We start from the raw sequence: 17,421 nt of genomic DNA on the forward strand, positions 1-17,421 counted from the left end.
GGTAATTATTACTATTGGAAAACGACACACCAAACGAAGTTATTCTGACAAACCGCCGTATACCGAACGGTACGTACGGTGGTGTGAGGAGACAGCAGGGAAACTAATCCCCTGCTTCTTACTCGATTGCCCCTATTCATTTTGCCGGGTTGCATATTCGTTCTCTTTCCGCGATACCTTTTGGTTCTACAAGCAACATCAGCAAAAAAAGAAATGCCTGATTAAGTGTTTTAAAAACTTTAGTCAGACTGTGCATCCCTGCCAAAAAAACAAAAGCTGTAATCGAAAAAATAGTATTTGCTTTACAAATTTTCTATTTATTTCTTAATTTGCTTCAAATTAATCAACTCCATCAAAATGAAATTTCCCATCACAAAAAGGATCTTACTTCAGAAACTCCCGATGTTTCTTCCTGCCGGTAAAATTTTACCCAACCGGTGCATTTAAACTACTTATATCGCCTTACCCTTTTATTTTAAAATTGAATCAATCAGCTGTGCGCTTATCAGGAAAGGCTGTATAAACTTCTGAGTAATTGGCAGCAAATGAATTCTCCATAGAGCCACTGGTATATAGTACTGGCTGTATGCAGGCTGACGCGTTAAATTTAAAAAAGAGGAAACAGCGAAATCAGGAGATCTGAAAAAGATAAATTTTTACGATTAAAAAAAAATGAATCCCATAAGTGGAGACCAGAGACCACTTCAAAAAACGGGGCCAAACCGAAAAGCCATACGAGTAGGGAAGTTAAATTAAATTATGATGTCAGAAACTAATATTAACGCTACTGAAAATCAGCCAAAAAACATTTTAAACAGTAAATTAATTGCCACCGTAAATGTAGGGGTGAATCCTACTGCAATGGCCATAACATCCGATTCCACTAAATTATATGTGGCAAACGGAAATAACTACGGTATCGCCGGAAGTGATACGGTGAGCTTGATTGACCTAAAAACCTTTATGCCCATCTTAACCATATCAAGTGGAACATTTAACCAACCCTACACCGTAACATTATCCAAAGATGAAACCAAGGCTTACGTTACCAATTCAGATGCGTCGACAATTAGCATTATCGATACCGCGACCAATCAGGTTACCGGAACAATTGATGGATTTAACGGGCCATCGGGCATGGTAATTACCCCTGACGGGACTAAAGCCTATGTTAACAATTATGGTGCAAGTACAGCAATTCCATCAGGATCTGGTAATACGGTTAGTGTAGTAGACTTGATTGGCGGAAAAATTATTGAAGAAATTACTTTAAGTGAATATACACAAGCTGCCGCACCAGCTGCAATTGCCATTAGCCCGAAAGGTGATTTTGTTTACACCGCAAATTATACAAACGGAGAGCCATGGCAAGGTACAATTTCGAAGATTTCAACCAGTACGAATACTGTAGTTGATACCATTGGAGGAGCTCCTTTTTTAGCCAGCAGCCCTTTTCTATTTGGTATGTTTGCGATAAAGATTGATGCTTCTGGTAAGTTCGCCTACCTTACCAATTTTGGAAGTAATAATTTTGCCCCTTACGGTACAACAGTTTGCGTAATAGATCTTGAACAAAAAACACAGTCTGCTTTGATTGAACTGGGGATCCAGCCATCTGGATTTGATATTACGCCAGACGGACTTTACGGATTTGTTTCGAACTACAATACATTATATAGCTCAGGAGCGCCAAATTATACCGGTTTAACTGCCGGGCAAGGAACCGTAAATATTATTGATTTAGCTACCAATTTGTTGGTTCCGACCACCATTAATGTCGGACAGTCTCCGGGAGCGATATTAATGAGCCCTGATGGTAAATATGCTTTTGTATCAAACTATACCGCCAATACAGTTAGTGTTATCAGCGTATATGGAGAGTAAACATTTTGGTGTTTAAGATTTAAGTCGAATGCATTCATTCCCGGTCGGAGCGACCTTAGTATTCCCGAAGAGCGAATTAGTCTTCGGGAGTAATTTTAAATGCTATTGGGCATTGGTGTTTTGATGATTGAGCAAGATTTGCATCAGTATTAGTTTTACCTTCTGCCTAATGGTCTTAATCCGTAATCCACTCGAGGTCTAAAACATCACGTAGTCTATTCAGGCTTTCTTTCGATAGGAAATTGAATGCTATTCCGATTAAAACAAATCTTAATATTAAAATCTGTACAACTGTTATCAATACCATTGCTAGCGAAAACTTATTCAAATCGCTAATCATGATTACGATAAATCCCACAATAGGGAAGACTAGTAAGATGCTGAGTAAAACCCTGAATATTTTGTTTATTTCAACTTCTACGTAACCCTTATCGATTTCTATCGCTCCGGTCATTACGCAAAATGAACCCTTTCCAATTGCAGATGAGACCAGTTTAAAATGATTACCATTTAAGGTTCCCCGAAAAGATTTCTCGGTATATTTAGAGATTAGATTTTCCGATTTCTCGGTTCTGCGGTCGAGCCGGTTCAATGTTTCATGATAACTATCAATCAACCTGAATTCAACTCTTTTGCCTGGGAATATTTTCATTAAGTACTGATTATTATCCTTTAATTTCATCCGCTTGCGGGCTATTATCAGCCGGTTCCCAAAGTTCAATCTTATTGCCTTCGGCATCCATAATGTGTACAAACTTTCCGAAATCGTAGGTTGCAATATCATCCAGTACTGTTACACCGTTTTCTTTCAGTTGCGCTACCAGTCCTTCGATGTTCTGAACCAGGTAATTGATCATGAAATCTTTTTTGGAAGGGGCAAAGTATTCATCTCCATTTTTGAACGGACTCCATTGCAATGAGTTAATTTCTTCGGGCCTGTTCACATTTCTCGAATCAAAACTTACCGATCCCCATTCATTAACATCGAAGCCCAGGTTTTTGGCATACCAGGCTTTAGTATCTTTGGGATTATCTGAAAAAAAGAAAATGCCGCCAATGCCGGTTACTTTGGGTGTAAGTGGGTTTTCTGCTTGTTTTTGTTGCTCTTCCATGTGCTTTGTTTTTTTACTAAATATAGCAATTGAACTGAAATATCAGAAAGCAGGTAACATCTGTTTAAGATGGTTTATACTGCATCAAATCTTGTTTTAAAGTATGAAGGTTTTGGCTTTTATTTATTTTGTTTTGCGTTAAATGGGCGCATAATCTTTGTTTAATGTAGTTACAGCTGGTGCCTGCACCTTTTGTGCCCAGGTTTTTAACAGGGCAAGCAATGCTTCCGTTATTTTGGGATTTTGTTTGGCCACATTGTTTTTTTCGCCGATATCGTTTTTCAGGTTGTAAAGCTGTACCGTGTCATCTTCAAAATAATGGTGCAGTTTCCAATCGCCTTTACGTATCGTTTCGCCCGGTCGGGTTCTGAATATATTATCGTTAGTTTCAGCATTTCCCCCCTCTAAATAAATGGGGAAATACCAGTATAACGGCCGATCGGTAAGTGTTTGTTCCGTTTTTTGCGTCAGCAGATAATTGTAAATGCTATTGCCATCTACTTTAGGGTATGCTTTTATACCGGCCACCTGCATCAGCGTTGGGTAAAAATCAAGGTTGGTTACCGGAATATCGCTGGTAGTACCGGCTTTAATTTTACCCTTCCATACAAACACCAGCGGAACACGCGTACCACCTTCAAAATAGCTGCCTTTACCAGCCCTTAAAGGATGCTGCCAGGTAACCTGGTTAAAACCGCCATTATCTGAGGTGAAAATAATAAGTGTATTTTGCATCAGTCCCTGCGCTTCGAGCGTTTGGATTAACCGGCCAATATTACGGTCTTCGTTGTTCAGCATGGTGGCATAGGCCTGGTTACGTTGGCCATCATCGGCTGGTTTGCCTTTAAATTTATGCATTAAACTATCTACCTTTTGAATGGGGCTATGCACACCATATGATGAATAATACAAAAAGAAGGGCTTGCTTGTTTTTTGGCTTTTAATGTAATCGATGGCTTTATCGGTAATTAAATCGGTAAGGTATTGGTTATTTGGTCCCTCAATTTTTACATTGCCGTAAGGCGGATAATAGCTTTTCGGACTTCCGGCATGCGATCCGCCAATGTTTACATCGAAACCGTAGCTTAGGGGATTGTCGCTCATGTGCCATTTGCCGGCTATACAGGTGTTATATCCGTTTTCTTTTAACAGCTGCGGGAAAATTTTAAAACCGGCGTTAAGCACCTCTGTATTTTTTACAGGTACCAGCTTACGGTTTTTGCTATCGCCACGTTCAGAAGTACCTACAGTATAAATGCCGTGGCGGGTTTGCCATAAACCGCTAAGCATGCTGGCTCTGCTGGGCGCACAATTAGATGCCGAAGCATAGCCATTGGTAAAAATCATTCCTTGTGCGGCCAATTTATCCATTACTGGGGGTTCGTAAAATTTCGAACCCATAAAGCCTGCATCCCGCCATCCCATATCATCCATATTAATAAATACAATGTTAGGTTTTTGCTGGGCTATTGTTAAGCAGGGGATAATTAAAAAAAAATAGAGTATTGCAATTAAACGCTTTTTCATTTAGGATGTTTATAGATGGTTAAATTTTCCAACACCATTTTTTTGGCTGTTGGCAGATTGCAAATAAAGTAAATAAAACAATAAGATGCAGGCTTGACGGATCATACAGTATTTATATCTTTGAGATGCTAACCTCAACATTTCAATATGAATTTTAATCCTGCACTTAAAAAGATAAGTTTTTTGCTAATTGCACTTTTATTGGGTTTTTATCCTGCTTTGCATGCGCAGGAAGCCAAAGCGCCAATTATGGGCTGGAGTAGCTGGAACAACTTTAGGGTTAAAATAGATGAAAAGATGATCAGGGAGCAGGCTGATGCGATGATATCATCGGGATTGTATGATGCCGGCTACCGTTTTATTAATATAGACGATGGCTTTTTTGGCGGGAGAGATGCCGCCGGAAAACTTTTTGTAGACCAGCAAAAATTTCCTTCCGGGATGAGATCGCTAACCGATTATATTCACAGTAAAAAACTCAAAGCAGGTATTTATACCGATGCTGGTTTAAATACCTGCGGATCTATCTGGGATAACGATCAAAAAGGAATAGGAGTGGGTATTTATTCACATCTTGATGAAGATTGCAACCTGTTTTTTAAAGAATGGAACTTCAATTTTTTAAAGGTAGACTGGTGCGGAGGCGAGAAAATGAAACTGGATGAGCAAACCGAGTACACCAAAATTATCCGCGCCGTTAAAGCGATAGATAAAAATATCGTTTTTAATGTTTGCCGCTGGCAGTTCCCCGGAAAATGGGCCATTACCGAAGCCGATTCGTGGCGTATATCGGGCGATATTAGTGCAAGTTTCGCTTCAATCCTTAAAATTATCGACCTCAATGCCGACTTATACAAATATGCCTCAGCTGGTCATTACAACGATATGGATATGCTCCAGGTAGGCAGAGGCATGACTTACGAAGAAGATAAAACACATTTTTCGATGTGGTGTATGCTTAATTCGCCTTTACTGGCCGGAAACGATTTGCGCTCGATGTCAAAACAAACGATAGAGATACTAACTAATAAGGAGATAATAGCGCTAAATCAGGACAAAGGCTTTAAGCAGGCCACCAGGATTTTAAAAGATGGCGATATGGAGCTATGGCTAAAACCGTTGGCTACAGGAGATAAAGCCATTGCCATTATGAACCGCGGTACCAAAACCACAGCATTTAACCTCGATGCCAAAAGTTTGGGTATCAAGAACAGCAGCCGGTTAAGAGATCTTTGGCTGCATGCCGATTTGGGGACGATAAAAAACAAAAAAACATTTGCTGTTCCCGGGCATGGCGTAGTGGTACTTAAAGTAAAGTCTTAACTCAGTAAATCTTTATTGTACCTGTTTCTGTATTCCAATGGCGAAATGCCTGTTATTTTTCTGAATACCTCGCGGAAAGCTTTTGCATCCGCGTAGCCTACCTCGTACATTACTTCGTTAATGGTTTTTCGGCTGGTTTCGAAGGCTCTTTTAGCCGATTCTATTTTAGCCCTTTGTAAGTATTCGATAGGTGTGTTGCCTGTGGCTTTGATAAATCTCCTGTCGAAATTTCTTCTGCCTACAGAAAAGCGGGCAGATAAATCTTCTACAGCGATTTTTTGATGCAGATGGTCCTCCAGGTAGTTTTGCGCTTCTTTTACCATTTCATCGCTATGTAGCTTTTGCCCCTTAAAAATAATAAACGACGACTGGCTATGCCTGTCCATTTCAATCTGGAAAACTTTGGCACAATAGATAGCCGTTTGCCGGTCGAAATTCTTCTCAATAAGGTATAACAACAGGTTTAGAAAAGAATAAGCCCCACCATTGGTATATATGCCGTTTTCATCAGTAATTAACTGGTCGGTTTTTAAATGTACTTTCGGAAATCTGTTCCTGAAATTATCGGCAACCACCCAATGGGTAGAGCAACTCTTGCCATCTAACAAACCGGTAGCAGCCAGTAGGAAAGCCCCTGTGCACATGCTGGCAATTTCTGCTCCCTGCTGGTATTGCCTGGCTATCCAATTGGTAAGCACCTGGTTTCCTTCAATGGCTTTTTCGTAATTGTGGTTTAATGAGGGAATAATCACCAGATTGGTGTGGCTAATGGCCGATATATGCCGGTGCGGTTTAACGCTAAACAAACCATCGTAATAGCTTACTTCATCCGAAATGCCAGCCAGTTCGATTTTAAACAACGCTTCATGGCCAGTCTCCTGCCAGTATGCATTAGCCCTGCTCAGTATTTTAAAAGAACCAACAATGCTGCTCAGGTTGTTAGGCCCATCGGGAACCAATATGGTGATGTGTTTCATTCTCGTATTGTGAGGTGTAGAGTCTGATATAAAGATAGGGTTTAAGCTTGTCCAAATCAACCCGTTACAATGTCTGTTTTACACCCTACACCAAAGTGTTAATTGGGTTAACTTTGGTATATACTAATCCATATTTAAAAATTAAACCACATCAATACCATGGAAAAAGAAAATTTTACGGCTACCATTGAGGTAGATCAAAGCCCAAATGAAGCATTTAATGCCATTACCAATATACGCGGATGGTGGTCGGAAGATGTAACGGGTAATACCAACGAACTTAATGCCGAGTTTATTTACCACTATCGCGATGTTCACTATTGCAAGGCAAAACTGGTAGAACTCGTTCCCGGTAAAAAAGTAGTATGGCTCGTACTCGATAACTATTTTAAGTTTACCGAAGATAAAAGTGAATGGATAGGCACGAAACTAACTTTCGATATTTCGGCGGCAGACAACAAAACCCTGGTAACTTTTACGCATGAAGGTTTGGTACCGCAATACGAATGTTTCGAAATTTGCCGCGAAGCCTGGACCAATTATATTAAAGGAAGTTTATTTCAGCTCATTACAACCGGTAAAGGACAACCAAACCCTAAAGAAGAGGATGGTTATAATACCGAACTGGCTAAAAAATGGAAGCTCGAAGCCTGATTAAAAGATTTAGTTTAAACATCCCCATTTAACCAGAATTATAACCTTGCGATTGCTCCTTATCACTAAGGTTTCGCAAGGTTTTCTAACGAAGCAATAATTTTTTTCTGGCTTTTAATCGTTTCCTCGTAAAGCTCCAGCAGCCTATTCTTATCGCTGTTTAGGCGTTTCAAATCGGCAATTTCCTGGTTGTGCTTTGGGCCTGAGCCCATTTCTATCTTCGCCAGATCTTCGTCTTTGCGGAAGTACTCGAAAAAGTTAACATCAAGGGCTATTGAGATGCGGGTGAGTATATCCGTATCTATCGAAGTCGATTTCAGTATTGTACCCACACGGTGCTTACTAAGCTGCACTTTTTCGGCAAGCTGCTCGCGGCTCATCGACTTAACTTTCATCTCTTTCCAGATTAGTAATCCAATATTAATACCCATGGTTTGTTTTTTTTGTTAACTGTTATTTCGCCGGCTTCCTTTTCACATCAAAACCGTATAATCCGTTTTGATACAGGTAAGAGGCCATTTGATAGTTGGCAATAGCCTCATTAATCAGCTTTTGATCTGCAGGGATTTTTTCGGCATTTCCTGTCTTAAAATCGGGCTGATAAGTATTTGCTTTTTTGTTTGGATCGAGCACAACCAGCTTCTGGTTTTTAATGTAGCCCAAACTTTGATAGGTACTGATAAATGCGCGTTCATCTGTATCTTTCATTTTAAATACATCCTGACCGAAAAATTTACTATCGTAGCTGAAATTTAAATAGCCTAAAATGGTTGGGCCAATATCGATCTGTGCAGTAAGTTTTTCGAATTTTCCTGGCGCAATGTGCCCCGGGCTATAAAAAATCATAGGAATGTGGTATTTATCGACCGGTAGTTCTACTTTACCGGCGCTTGAAGCGCAATGATCGGCTACAATAATAAATAAGGTATTTGCAAACCAGGGTTTTTGTTTGGCTTCGCGTATAAACTTACCAATGGCATAATCGGTATATTTTACCGCACCTTCTCTTCCTGTGTGCGATGGGATATCTATTCTACCTTCGGGATAAGTATAAGGGCGGTGATTAGAAACCGTCATGATTTGCGCAAAAAATGGCTTGTTGTTTTTATAATCTTTATCCAGTTCTCTTAATGATAAGGTAAAAAGATCCTCATCAGCCACACCCCAGATGTTCGAATAATGGATTTCCGAATCCTTTAAGGCACTTCTATCGGTTACCTCGTAGCCATTATTGGAAAAGAACTCATTCATGTTATCGAAGTAGCCATAACCGCCATAAATAAACCTGCTGTTGTAGCCTTTTGAGCGGAATACATTGCCCAAAGTGAAAAGGTTTTTGTTATCCGGGCGTTTTACAATCGATTGGCCCGGAGTGGGAGGGATACAAAGTGAAAGTGCTTCTAATCCACGTACGGTTCTGGTGCCCGATGCGTATAAATTATTGAAAAGCAGGCCTTCTTTGGCCAGCGAATCGAGTTGCGGTGTAATGTGCTGTGTATTGCCAAATGTGCCTAAAAATTCGGCACTTAAACTCTCTACACTAATCAGTACCACATTCATTCTGTTTTCAGTTCCGCTGTTATTTACTCCGCGCGAAGTACTGATATCGGTTCTTGCAGCTGCGCCTGGCTGGAGCAATTGCTGAATAATGTTGGTTGCACTTTTAACCGGAAGTGTTTTATAAAAGGTATCGTAATCGAGCTGATTATGCCAGAAAGCAAAACCGAAATCATACATCCCATTACCCGAAAGTTCGTTTACATACTGGTTGCTGCTGTTGCTTTTCCACTTGTGGCTTACACAGAAATAGGTAAAAACAGGCAGGCAAAGTAAAAGGAGTGCCGTTTTGGTTCTTTTGCCAAAGCGTGTTTGCTGGTGGGTAGATACTGTAATGATGCGCCTTAACAGGTAAACAATAACCGCTGTTAAAATAACCAGTACGGTTAAAATGGTATTAATGGGGTACGACTGACGAATATTTCCAATCACCTCTGTGGTGTACACCAGATAATCGACCGCTATAAAATTATACCTTACCGAAAATTCTTCCCAAAAAAACCACTCAGAAATGGCATTGAAAATAAGCGTTAAAATAACAACGAAAAAATAAACAAACAGTAATACTCTGCTGGTTTTGCCGGTATAACCTTTTGCCGGGAAAAGCCATAAATAAATAACCAAAGGTATAATGGCAAAAGATGCTGCAGCCAGATCGTAAAATAAACCGATTACAAAAACTTTTAACAGGTTTAAGATAGACCACTCAAAAGATGTTGCGCTGTAAATTAACAGGCTAATGCGGGTTAATAACGAAATGCTGCATAATAACAGGGTGGCCAATAAAACAGGGCCAAACCTGTTTTCCAGCAGTTTACTTGTTTTTTCTTTAATGCTCATAATAGGGGACATTCCAAAGTCTTGAGCTTACCTGCCCGACTTTGTTTTTGCAAAGGGCGAAAGTAAGTTTCAATTCTGAAGGAATTCTGAATGTTTGGTTAGCGTGGGCGAAAATAAGGTTATGGATTTAATTTAACAATCCATTAATACTTAATTAACGCCCATGCTTTGCTACTGCTTCGAAAAATTAACACTCAGTGTCGAAGTAAAACGTGCAGTTAATTTCTCGTATAACGCTTTATTAATGGTATTCGAAATAATAATCATGTTATTGCTGCCAGTACGTGTGGTTTGTCCAAAATCACTTGCTGTTAAACCGGTTACCAGGGCATTAAGTTGTACGGTAACTCTGGCCAGGTAGGTTCCCGAAGTAACTTCTACTCTTTGGGCTTCGAGTTTAATTAGCTGCGACTGGTTCATTTCAAACCTTACCGGGATTTTTGTTCCCGAAGCTTCTATATATGTTCCAGTTAGCAGCAGGGGCGGATTGGTTACCGAACTGGTTAAGGTTAGGCTAAATTGATTTTTTTCATAAACACCCGATGCGATAGCCACCTTGCCAGATAAAGAATCGGGTTTTAAAGCATTTACCAGATACAGGTTTTTAGTTTCGAGATTTATTGCCCCGCTACCTGATTTAGTTGCACTGAATTCGATTTTAGCTATATTAATACTTGCTGTTGCCCAGTTTATGCTTCCGTTGGTACCTGCGGCTACCACCGCACCGCTGGCACTCGCATTACTACTTAACGATGCATTTAAATTGCTGGCGCTAAAACTGTAGCTCAATTTAGTATCTGCCGCTACCTCTTTTTTGGTACAGCCCATAAAAAGCACTACTACCAGCAGTGCGCTTGTAATGTGGTAAAGTTTTGTCATCATAATTGATTTTAAGGATATCAGATTTGGTTAATCATTGGTCTTAAATGTAAGTTTCAATTCTGTAGCAATTCTGAAGTTGGGGTAACGAAGTCCCTTTTTTATCCCTTAAACCCATTATTTAGAACTTATAACTGTAGCCCATTCTAAAAACCTGCGTTTCATAAAAATCAGTGCTGCTAAAACTAAAACCATTACCAGTAATGTTTTTCTTGATTTTTAAAGTGTTGAAAATGTCGTTTCCGTTTAAAAAGAGTTCACCCTTTCCATTTTGAATCTGTTTTTTAATTCCCAGATCGGTTGAAAAGCGGCTCCCGATTTTTCCCTGTGGAATAATATCCGGAGCTAAATAAACCATAGAAAGCTGGATATCTGTTTTTTGGGCTAATTTAAACTGTCCGTTAAATTTAGCATTGCCTGATACGATAGACTGCTTCGGCATACTATATATGGTTGGCACCGGATACTGATTGGCGACGGTAAAGGCATCAATTTTATTTTGATATACTGTGGTGCTCAGATTAAATGAAAACCAGGGTACAAGTTCCTGCTGTAAAAGTAATTCGCCACCCGAATTAAAGCTTTTGCCGGCATTTTGGAAGATGTTGTAAATAATGGTATTGCCCGGAACAATGGTTGCAATACGGGTTATGGTTCCGTTAACAGTTTTATGAAAGGCTGAAGCATAAAAATAACCTTTATTCAAGGTGTTTTTATAGCCTAACTCTATGGCATGCGTAAATTGTGGGCGAAGGGTAGGGTTGCCCACTTTCAGCAGTTCGGGCTCATCATATTTCGGGAAGATCCGGATGTCGACCTCATTCGGACGGTCTACCCGTTGGTTATAAAAAGCACTTAATTTGTTTGTCTCGTTTATTTTATAAGCAAAACGTACGTTAGGGAAAGGCCTGAAATACTCATAGCCATCGCTCTTATAAGTATCGTGGTTTGGGTTTACTTTATAATTTACGCTTACATACTCCATTCTAAGGCCAGCCTCCAGTTCAATTTTATTGCTTTCGTAAACATAGTTGCCATATACTGCCGGTATGTTTTCGCTGTAATCGGCCCAGCCACCTGCATTGATATCGATTGGCGAATTTAGCCCTTGGAAAAACTGCATATTGGTCGGGATAAAACGGTTTCGGTATTTAACGCCGGCTTCTATTCGCCCATGTTTCAGCGGACGGATATAATCGAGATTAAAATCGGCAACATGCTCGTCAGAAAGCAGTTTAAAAGCATCCATACCAGTAAAGGTGGGCATGATATTGGTGAAGAAATACTTTTCATCCTCCCGGTGCCAGGTATAGTTAAAGCCTGCGCTTAGCGTATGGCCGGGTTGTGCAAACTTATGCTGGTAAAGTGCAGCACCAGTAGCGGTATATTTCACTTCATCTTCTACAAATTGCCAAAGTCGGTTTCTAACCGTAAAATCACTGTTGAAATAAGGGATATCGCCAAGATCACCAATTTTTTCGCGGTTAAAAAAGCCAGATAGGGTAAAGCTATTGCGTTCGTCGGGGTTATAATCGAAACCACTCTTTACCGTGGTAAATGTTGTGGTACGGTTGCGTTTAACCTGTTGGTTAATTATTGTTCCATCATCATACACACGTTGAGAAAATTCATTCTTATTCAGGGTTTGGGTATACAGATAATCGGCCTGTAAAAAGGTATTGAATTTATTCTTGCGGTAATTTAATGATAAAGAAGGATTAAACTTCGGCGTGGCCTGATACGGAGCGCTTATTCCGGGCAGGTTATCTTTGCGCTGCCACAATGCGCCTAAACCGGTACTCACTCCCAGTTTACCGTTAAAGCCTTCCTGTTTATTCTTTTTGTATATAATATTGATGATTCCCGCATTACCATTGGCATCGTATTTTGAAGAAGGGTTGTTGATGATCTCAATACGTTCAATAGCCGAAGCCGGAATATTATCCAAACCGGTTTGACTGCCAAAACCCGTAATTGCATTTTGCTTACCATCAATCAGCACTGCAATTTTATCGTTTCCGCGCAATTGTACTTTTCCATCCTGAATGGTAATGCCCGGAAGGTTTTGCATGGCCTGCAGTACCGAACCACCCAGCTGACTGGTGTTTTTAGCAAGATCGTAAGTTTTTTTATCCAGTTTATTACTCAAGCCTTCGTTTGATGTACCTTGAATATTAACGGTTTGAAGGGTTTGTGCATCTTCTGCCAGTTCAAAAATACCCAGATCGAGAAATGGACTAAGTGTACCAATAGTAATTTCTTTTTTAATGGTTTGATAACCCATCATGCTAATGAGCAGATTGTAATTACCTGAAGGGATATCTTTTATTGCAAATCTCCCTTCATTATCGCTAATGGTACCTAAAAGCGCTTTTTCATCGTTAGGTTTTTTTAAAACGATGTTGGCATAAGGAAGCCTGCTTTTATTTTTCGCCTCTTTAACCTGTCCTGAAACAGTTATGGATTTTTCCTGCGCGCAAATATCATCGGCCAGCAAGAATATAGAAAAGCAAAATAGCTTTAATATTCGTTTGTAGTTTTTCATAATTGATAAGTTTTCCGCCGGCAAATTAGAAAGCAATTCTGTAGAGAAACTGAACCGCTGATTTTTTATTCATCTTCAAATTTCCGACAGATTTGAAGTGTATCTATGCAAATTAATACAACGATTTACATAAGTTTAAAACGTATCGAACTTTCAAATCCCGGTTTTAATGGTTACTTTATGTCGGTTTAAATAATAAATTATACCAATGAAAATTTTAGTTATAGAAGATGAACAGGCTTTATTGGAAAGTATTTTGGCCTATTTTACTGGTGAAGGTAATATTTGTGAGCATGCTTCAGATTTTGCTGCTGCCAATGAAAAAATATCGCTCTATAATTACGATTGCATACTTCTGGATTTAGGATTGCCGGATGGTGAAGGATTGGAGTTGTTAACCCGGCTTAAACAACTGAAAAAAAGAGATGGCGTACTGATTATCTCAGCCAGACATTCTCTGGATGATAAACTTGCCGGACTCGATCTGGGTGCCGATGATTATCTGGTTAAACCATTTCATTTATCTGAACTGAAAGCCAGGGTAAGTGCCATTATCCGTCGAAAGAATTTCGATGGCAATAATGTGATTGTCTTTAATGAAATAACTGTTGACGTTTCTGCCATGAAAGTAACCATCAACAATCATCCGGTTGTTTTAACTAAGAAGGAGTTCGATCTTTTGGTTTATTTTCTGTCTAACCGCAACAAAGTAGTCACAAAAAATGCAATGGCCGAGCACCTTTGGGGCGATGAAATGGACCTGTCGGATGATTTCGATTTTATTTACACGCATGTTAAAAATCTCCGTAAAAAATTGCTCGAAGCCGGAGCATCCGATTATCTGCGTTCTGTTTATGGGATAGGCTATAAATTTGGTGATGTATGAAACTGGCAAACCGCTACAACCAGGTAAATATTTTAACCTCCCTTGTGGTTTTAATCATTACCGGAATTATTTATTATGTAGTCATCCACTTTATCTTAACCGAAAAACTCGACCGGGATTTGGCGGTAGAAGAGAACGAAATTAACCAGTACGTAGATACTTTTCATAAACTTCCCTTACCTGCAAATTATATCGATCAGCAGATTGCTTATCAAACTCCTAAAGGGCCTTTGCCAGAACGGGAATTTCTGTATACCACTTACTATAACCCGAAAGAGCAGGAAAATGAACCCGGAAGAAGTTTAATTACTGTTGTTCACCTGGATGGTAAAGCCATAGTGGTAAGAATAACGAAATCGCGGGTTGAATCGGAAGATCTGGTAAGGATTATTTTACTAATCACCGTAGGTATTACCGTTGTTTTGCTCATATCGCTCCTGCTAATTAACAGGTTTTTACTCAACAGACTTTGGCGACCCTTTTATTCTATTTTGAACCGGATGAAAGCATTCGAGGTTACCCGGATGGATAATATAGCGCACGAACCAACTAAAATTGATGAGTTTAATGAGTTAAATAAGTCTGTAAATGCCATGGCCGAAAGGGTGCGGCAGGATTATAAAGAACTTAAAAGTTTTACCGATAATGCTTCGCATGAAATGATGACCCCTCTGGCCGTAATTAATTCTAAATTAGATTCTTTACTGCAAACAGAATCATTTACTGCACAGCAGGGCGCTTTGCTGGAAGATATTTACCACGCAACCGGCAGACTTTCGAGGTTACACCAGTCTTTATTGCTGCTTGCTAAAATTGAAAATAACCTGATACCCGATTATCAAAATATCGATCTCAAAGAAATGGTAGAAGCAAAGGGCCGCCAGTTTCAGGAATTGTTAGAAAAAGATGGTCTGGTACTCACTGAAAACCTGATGCCTGTAGAAATTAAAATGAGCCGCTACCTGGCCGATATTCTGCTCAACAATCTTTTTAGCAATGCAGTGCGGCACAATGTTACTGGCGGCTACATCAATATTCAACTGGATCAGCAAGCATTAACCATTTCCAATTCGGGGAAAGCCCGTCACCTGCAAACCAAAATCTTCGATCGTTTTTCCAAATCAGTAGACTCTGAAGGCATGGGATTGGGTTTAGCTATAACTAAGCAGATCTGCAATCTTTATGGGTTTCGAATCGATTATGAGGAAGAAAACGGAGAGCATGTTTTTGTTGTTTATTTTGTTTAATCAGTGTTTAAGCATGCCGTCGTGTTTCTTCTGCGTAAATCTGCGCTATCAGCGGAGATTTTGGATATAATATTTTCCCGCAGATTTAAGAAGATTTCCGCGAATTTTGATGTACAGTTTTTAGCCAAGCATATGCATAAAACATTATTAATAAAATAAAAGTTCCTTCTGCGTAAATCTGCTATCAGCGGGAGATTTTAGACATAATATTTGCCCGCAGATTTAAGAAGACTTCCGCGAATTTTGATGTACAGTTTTTAGTCAAGCAGATGCATAAAACATTATTAATAAAATAAAAGTTCCTTCTGCGTAAATCTGCTCTATCAGCGGGAGATTTTGGATATAATATTTCCTGCAGATTTAAGAAGACTTCCGCGAATTTTGATATACAATTTTAGCCAAGCAGATGCATAAAACATTATTAATAAAATAAAAGTTCCTTCTGCGTAAATCTGCGCTATCAGCGGGAGATTTTGGATATAATATTTTCCCGCAGATTTAAGAAGACTTCCGCGAATTTTCAGGTATCCTCCTCAAATATTAAAATACTTTTTCTTTTTAAATCAGGGGCATTAGTCAAAAAAAAATGAATGTGCTGGAAGCAGCTAACTACAGAATTTCTACATAATTGAAATATAGTTTTGATTAAAATTTAAAACTATGAAAACATTTTTTGGAATTTTATTGCTCGCCACAGGCACGGTTAGCATGGCTCAGGCACAAAAACTTAATGCAGCTAAAGTACCTGCTGAGGTTAAAGCTGCGTTTACAAAACTTCATGCCGGAACGAAAGTTTCGTGGGAAATGGAAAAACAAAATTATGAAGCTGGCTTTACCTGGAATGGTAAAGAAACTTCGGAGGTTTATTCGGCTAAGGGATTGCTTTTAGAAACAGAAGTAGAAATTAAATCTACCGAATTGCCTGCTGCTGTTCTGGCTAAATTAAAGGGCGTAAAAATTGCCGAAGCTGCTAAAATTACCAAAGCAGACGGAAGCATATATTATGAAGCAGAAGTGAAAGGGAAAGATCTTTTATTCGATTCGAACGGAAATCCTGTAAAATAGTAATCATGCGTAATTTCTTTCATTGCACAATCCTTTTCGTTTCCGTTGGCTTTTCGTGTAGCGCTCAAAGTATCGATTCAGTTAAAAATATTGCTGCCGATTCATTAGGAAGATGGTATACCGGCAATCCGGTTCCAAAAAGAAGATTTAAGGCTGCCACTTTTATTGCTCCTGTGGTATTGGCAGGTTATGGTTTTGCTGCGGTTTATGATCATGGCGCATTAAAACAGCTTGATTTGAGTACCAAGGCAGAATTACAGGAAGACCATCCTTTATTTGCTGCGCATGTTGATGATTATCTCCAGTTTGCGCCTGCCGCTGCGGTTTATGCGCTTAATCTCTCTGGCGTAAAAGGTAAACATAACCTGTTCGATGCTTCCATGTTGTATGTAACTTCGGCAGCTATTATGGGTGTTTCTACTCACTTTGTAAAACAGGGTATGGGCAGGGAACGGCCAAATGGCAATGGCGAAAACTCTTTTCCATCCGGACATACGGCTTCGGCATTTATGGCGGCAGAGTTTTTACACCAGGAGTATAAGGATGTTAATCCATGGATCGGTTATGCCGGTTATTTTGTAGCCACTGCTACCGGAACATTACGCATGTACAACAATAAACATTGGTTTAGTGATGTGGTTGCAGGTGCAGGATTCGGAATTGCTTCTACAAAAATATCTTATCTGGTGTATCCATACATTAAAAGTCTTTTTACCACAAAGAAAGACGGGAATTTTACTTTAATGCCTTTTCACCAGGAGGGAAGTACAGGCTTAATGCTTTCGGGCAGGTTTTAATCTTAAAATGCGTGTGCAATTACTTTGTTAGTGGGCAAAATGTCAGCTACAGACTTTCTTCATAATTCATTAGTAATTTGGAGTCTCTTAACTGTAGAATGCTGTGAGAAAATGAAATAATTGAGGTG

The 17,421-nt window shown here is 39.5% G+C and carries 15 protein-coding genes; 7 read left to right on the forward strand and 8 right to left on the reverse strand.

Translation table 11 applies throughout. The annotated features are described in order from the left end of the window. Positions 1-759: 759 nt before the first annotated feature. Entirely contained in the window at positions 760-1,884 is a 1,125-nt protein-coding gene (locus HWV58_RS22655; RefSeq protein ID WP_175636289.1) for a YncE family protein, read from the forward strand. A gap of 175 nt (positions 1,885-2,059) precedes the next feature. Here the strand turns inward: HWV58_RS22655 and HWV58_RS22660 are convergent, their stop codons facing one another. From HWV58_RS22660 to HWV58_RS22670, 3 genes are all read right to left on the reverse strand, one after another. Next, the gene (locus HWV58_RS22660; RefSeq protein ID WP_175636290.1) at positions 2,060-2,536 is read right to left on the reverse strand and encodes a hypothetical protein; all 477 of its coding nucleotides are present in this window, start codon (positions 2,534-2,536) and stop codon (positions 2,060-2,062) included. A 13-nt stretch (positions 2,537-2,549) separates the two neighbouring features. Then, positions 2,550-2,996, reverse strand: coding sequence for a VOC family protein (locus tag HWV58_RS22665; protein ID WP_175636291.1), 447 nt, complete (start codon positions 2,994-2,996; stop codon positions 2,550-2,552). Between the two features lie 138 nt (positions 2,997-3,134). Continuing rightward, a complete protein-coding gene (locus tag HWV58_RS22670) occupies positions 3,135-4,523 on the reverse strand; it encodes a sulfatase (RefSeq protein ID WP_175636292.1) in 1,389 nt (462 codons plus the stop codon). Positions 4,524-4,670: 147 nt separating this feature from the next. Between HWV58_RS22670 and HWV58_RS22675 the strand changes: the two genes are divergently transcribed. After that, a complete protein-coding gene (locus HWV58_RS22675) occupies positions 4,671-5,846 on the forward strand; it encodes a glycoside hydrolase family 27 protein (protein WP_175636293.1) in 1,176 nt (391 codons plus the stop codon). On the opposite strand, the gene HWV58_RS22680 is transcribed toward HWV58_RS22675, so the two are convergent. Next, positions 5,843-6,823, reverse strand: a complete 981-nt coding sequence (locus HWV58_RS22680; RefSeq protein WP_175636294.1) for a GlxA family transcriptional regulator — start codon at positions 6,821-6,823, stop codon at positions 5,843-5,845. The two genes, HWV58_RS22675 and HWV58_RS22680, sit on opposite strands and share 4 nt — an antisense overlap. A 159-nt stretch (positions 6,824-6,982) precedes the next feature. Between HWV58_RS22680 and HWV58_RS22685 the strand changes: the two genes are divergently transcribed. Next, entirely contained in the window at positions 6,983-7,477 is a 495-nt protein-coding gene (locus tag HWV58_RS22685) for an SRPBCC family protein (protein WP_175636295.1), read from the forward strand. A 65-nt stretch (positions 7,478-7,542) separates the two neighbouring features. Here the strand turns inward: HWV58_RS22685 and HWV58_RS22690 are convergent, their stop codons facing one another. The 4 genes from HWV58_RS22690 to HWV58_RS22705 all read right to left on the reverse strand — a co-directional run bounded on the left by HWV58_RS22690 (position 7,543) and on the right by HWV58_RS22705 (position 13,298). Then, entirely contained in the window at positions 7,543-7,908 is a 366-nt protein-coding gene (locus HWV58_RS22690) for a helix-turn-helix domain-containing protein (RefSeq protein WP_175636296.1), read from the reverse strand. 22 nt (positions 7,909-7,930) lie between these two features. Then, positions 7,931-9,874, reverse strand: a complete 1,944-nt coding sequence (locus tag HWV58_RS22695) for an LTA synthase family protein (RefSeq protein WP_175636297.1) — start codon at positions 9,872-9,874, stop codon at positions 7,931-7,933. Positions 9,875-10,045: 171 nt separating this feature from the next. Then, positions 10,046-10,756: a hypothetical protein gene (locus tag HWV58_RS22700; RefSeq protein WP_175636298.1), complete on the reverse strand. Its 711-nt coding sequence runs from the start codon at positions 10,754-10,756 to the stop codon at positions 10,046-10,048. 118 nt (positions 10,757-10,874) lie between these two features. Beyond that, complete coding sequence (locus tag HWV58_RS22705) at positions 10,875-13,298, reverse strand: outer membrane beta-barrel family protein (RefSeq protein ID WP_175636299.1); 2,424 nt, start codon at positions 13,296-13,298, stop codon at positions 10,875-10,877. A 208-nt stretch (positions 13,299-13,506) separates the two neighbouring features. Between HWV58_RS22705 and HWV58_RS22710 the strand changes: the two genes are divergently transcribed. From HWV58_RS22710 to HWV58_RS22725, 4 genes are all read left to right on the forward strand, one after another. Beyond that, entirely contained in the window at positions 13,507-14,184 is a 678-nt protein-coding gene (locus tag HWV58_RS22710; protein ID WP_175636300.1) for a response regulator transcription factor, read from the forward strand. Then, the gene (locus HWV58_RS22715; protein WP_175636301.1) at positions 14,181-15,431 is read left to right on the forward strand and encodes a sensor histidine kinase; all 1,251 of its coding nucleotides are present in this window, start codon (positions 14,181-14,183) and stop codon (positions 15,429-15,431) included. The genes HWV58_RS22710 and HWV58_RS22715 overlap by 4 nt, the downstream gene beginning before the upstream one ends. A gap of 660 nt (positions 15,432-16,091) precedes the next feature. Then, the gene (locus tag HWV58_RS22720; RefSeq protein ID WP_175636302.1) at positions 16,092-16,496 is read left to right on the forward strand and encodes a hypothetical protein; all 405 of its coding nucleotides are present in this window, start codon (positions 16,092-16,094) and stop codon (positions 16,494-16,496) included. Between the two features lie 5 nt (positions 16,497-16,501). Next, positions 16,502-17,293, forward strand: coding sequence for a phosphatase PAP2 family protein (locus HWV58_RS22725; RefSeq protein ID WP_175636303.1), 792 nt, complete (start codon positions 16,502-16,504; stop codon positions 17,291-17,293). The last annotated feature ends 128 nt before the right edge of the window (positions 17,294-17,421 follow it).

Source organism: Pedobacter ghigonis (assembly GCF_903166585.1).
GTDB lineage: Bacteria > Bacteroidota > Bacteroidia > Sphingobacteriales > Sphingobacteriaceae > Pedobacter > Pedobacter ghigonis.

Coding starts and splice junctions, on each gene's coding strand:
- HWV58_RS22715 (WP_175636301.1), top strand. CDS start 14,181: ATGAAACTGGCAAACCGCTACAACCAGGTAAATATTTTAACCTCCCTT.
- HWV58_RS22695 (WP_175636297.1), bottom strand. CDS start 9,874: ATGAGCATTAAAGAAAAAACAAGTAAACTGCTGGAAAACAGGTTTGGC.
- HWV58_RS22655 (WP_175636289.1), top strand. CDS start 760: ATGATGTCAGAAACTAATATTAACGCTACTGAAAATCAGCCAAAAAAC.
- HWV58_RS22700 (WP_175636298.1), bottom strand. CDS start 10,756: ATGATGACAAAACTTTACCACATTACAAGCGCACTGCTGGTAGTAGTG.
- HWV58_RS22680 (WP_175636294.1), bottom strand. CDS start 6,823: ATGAAACACATCACCATATTGGTTCCCGATGGGCCTAACAACCTGAGC.
- HWV58_RS22685 (WP_175636295.1), top strand. CDS start 6,983: ATGGAAAAAGAAAATTTTACGGCTACCATTGAGGTAGATCAAAGCCCA.
- HWV58_RS22720 (WP_175636302.1), top strand. CDS start 16,092: ATGAAAACATTTTTTGGAATTTTATTGCTCGCCACAGGCACGGTTAGC.
- HWV58_RS22705 (WP_175636299.1), bottom strand. CDS start 13,298: ATGAAAAACTACAAACGAATATTAAAGCTATTTTGCTTTTCTATATTC.
- HWV58_RS22660 (WP_175636290.1), bottom strand. CDS start 2,536: ATGAAAATATTCCCAGGCAAAAGAGTTGAATTCAGGTTGATTGATAGT.
- HWV58_RS22710 (WP_175636300.1), top strand. CDS start 13,507: ATGAAAATTTTAGTTATAGAAGATGAACAGGCTTTATTGGAAAGTATT.
- HWV58_RS22675 (WP_175636293.1), top strand. CDS start 4,671: ATGAATTTTAATCCTGCACTTAAAAAGATAAGTTTTTTGCTAATTGCA.
- HWV58_RS22665 (WP_175636291.1), bottom strand. CDS start 2,996: ATGGAAGAGCAACAAAAACAAGCAGAAAACCCACTTACACCCAAAGTA.
- HWV58_RS22725 (WP_175636303.1), top strand. CDS start 16,502: ATGCGTAATTTCTTTCATTGCACAATCCTTTTCGTTTCCGTTGGCTTT.
- HWV58_RS22690 (WP_175636296.1), bottom strand. CDS start 7,908: ATGGGTATTAATATTGGATTACTAATCTGGAAAGAGATGAAAGTTAAG.
- HWV58_RS22670 (WP_175636292.1), bottom strand. CDS start 4,523: ATGAAAAAGCGTTTAATTGCAATACTCTATTTTTTTTTAATTATCCCC.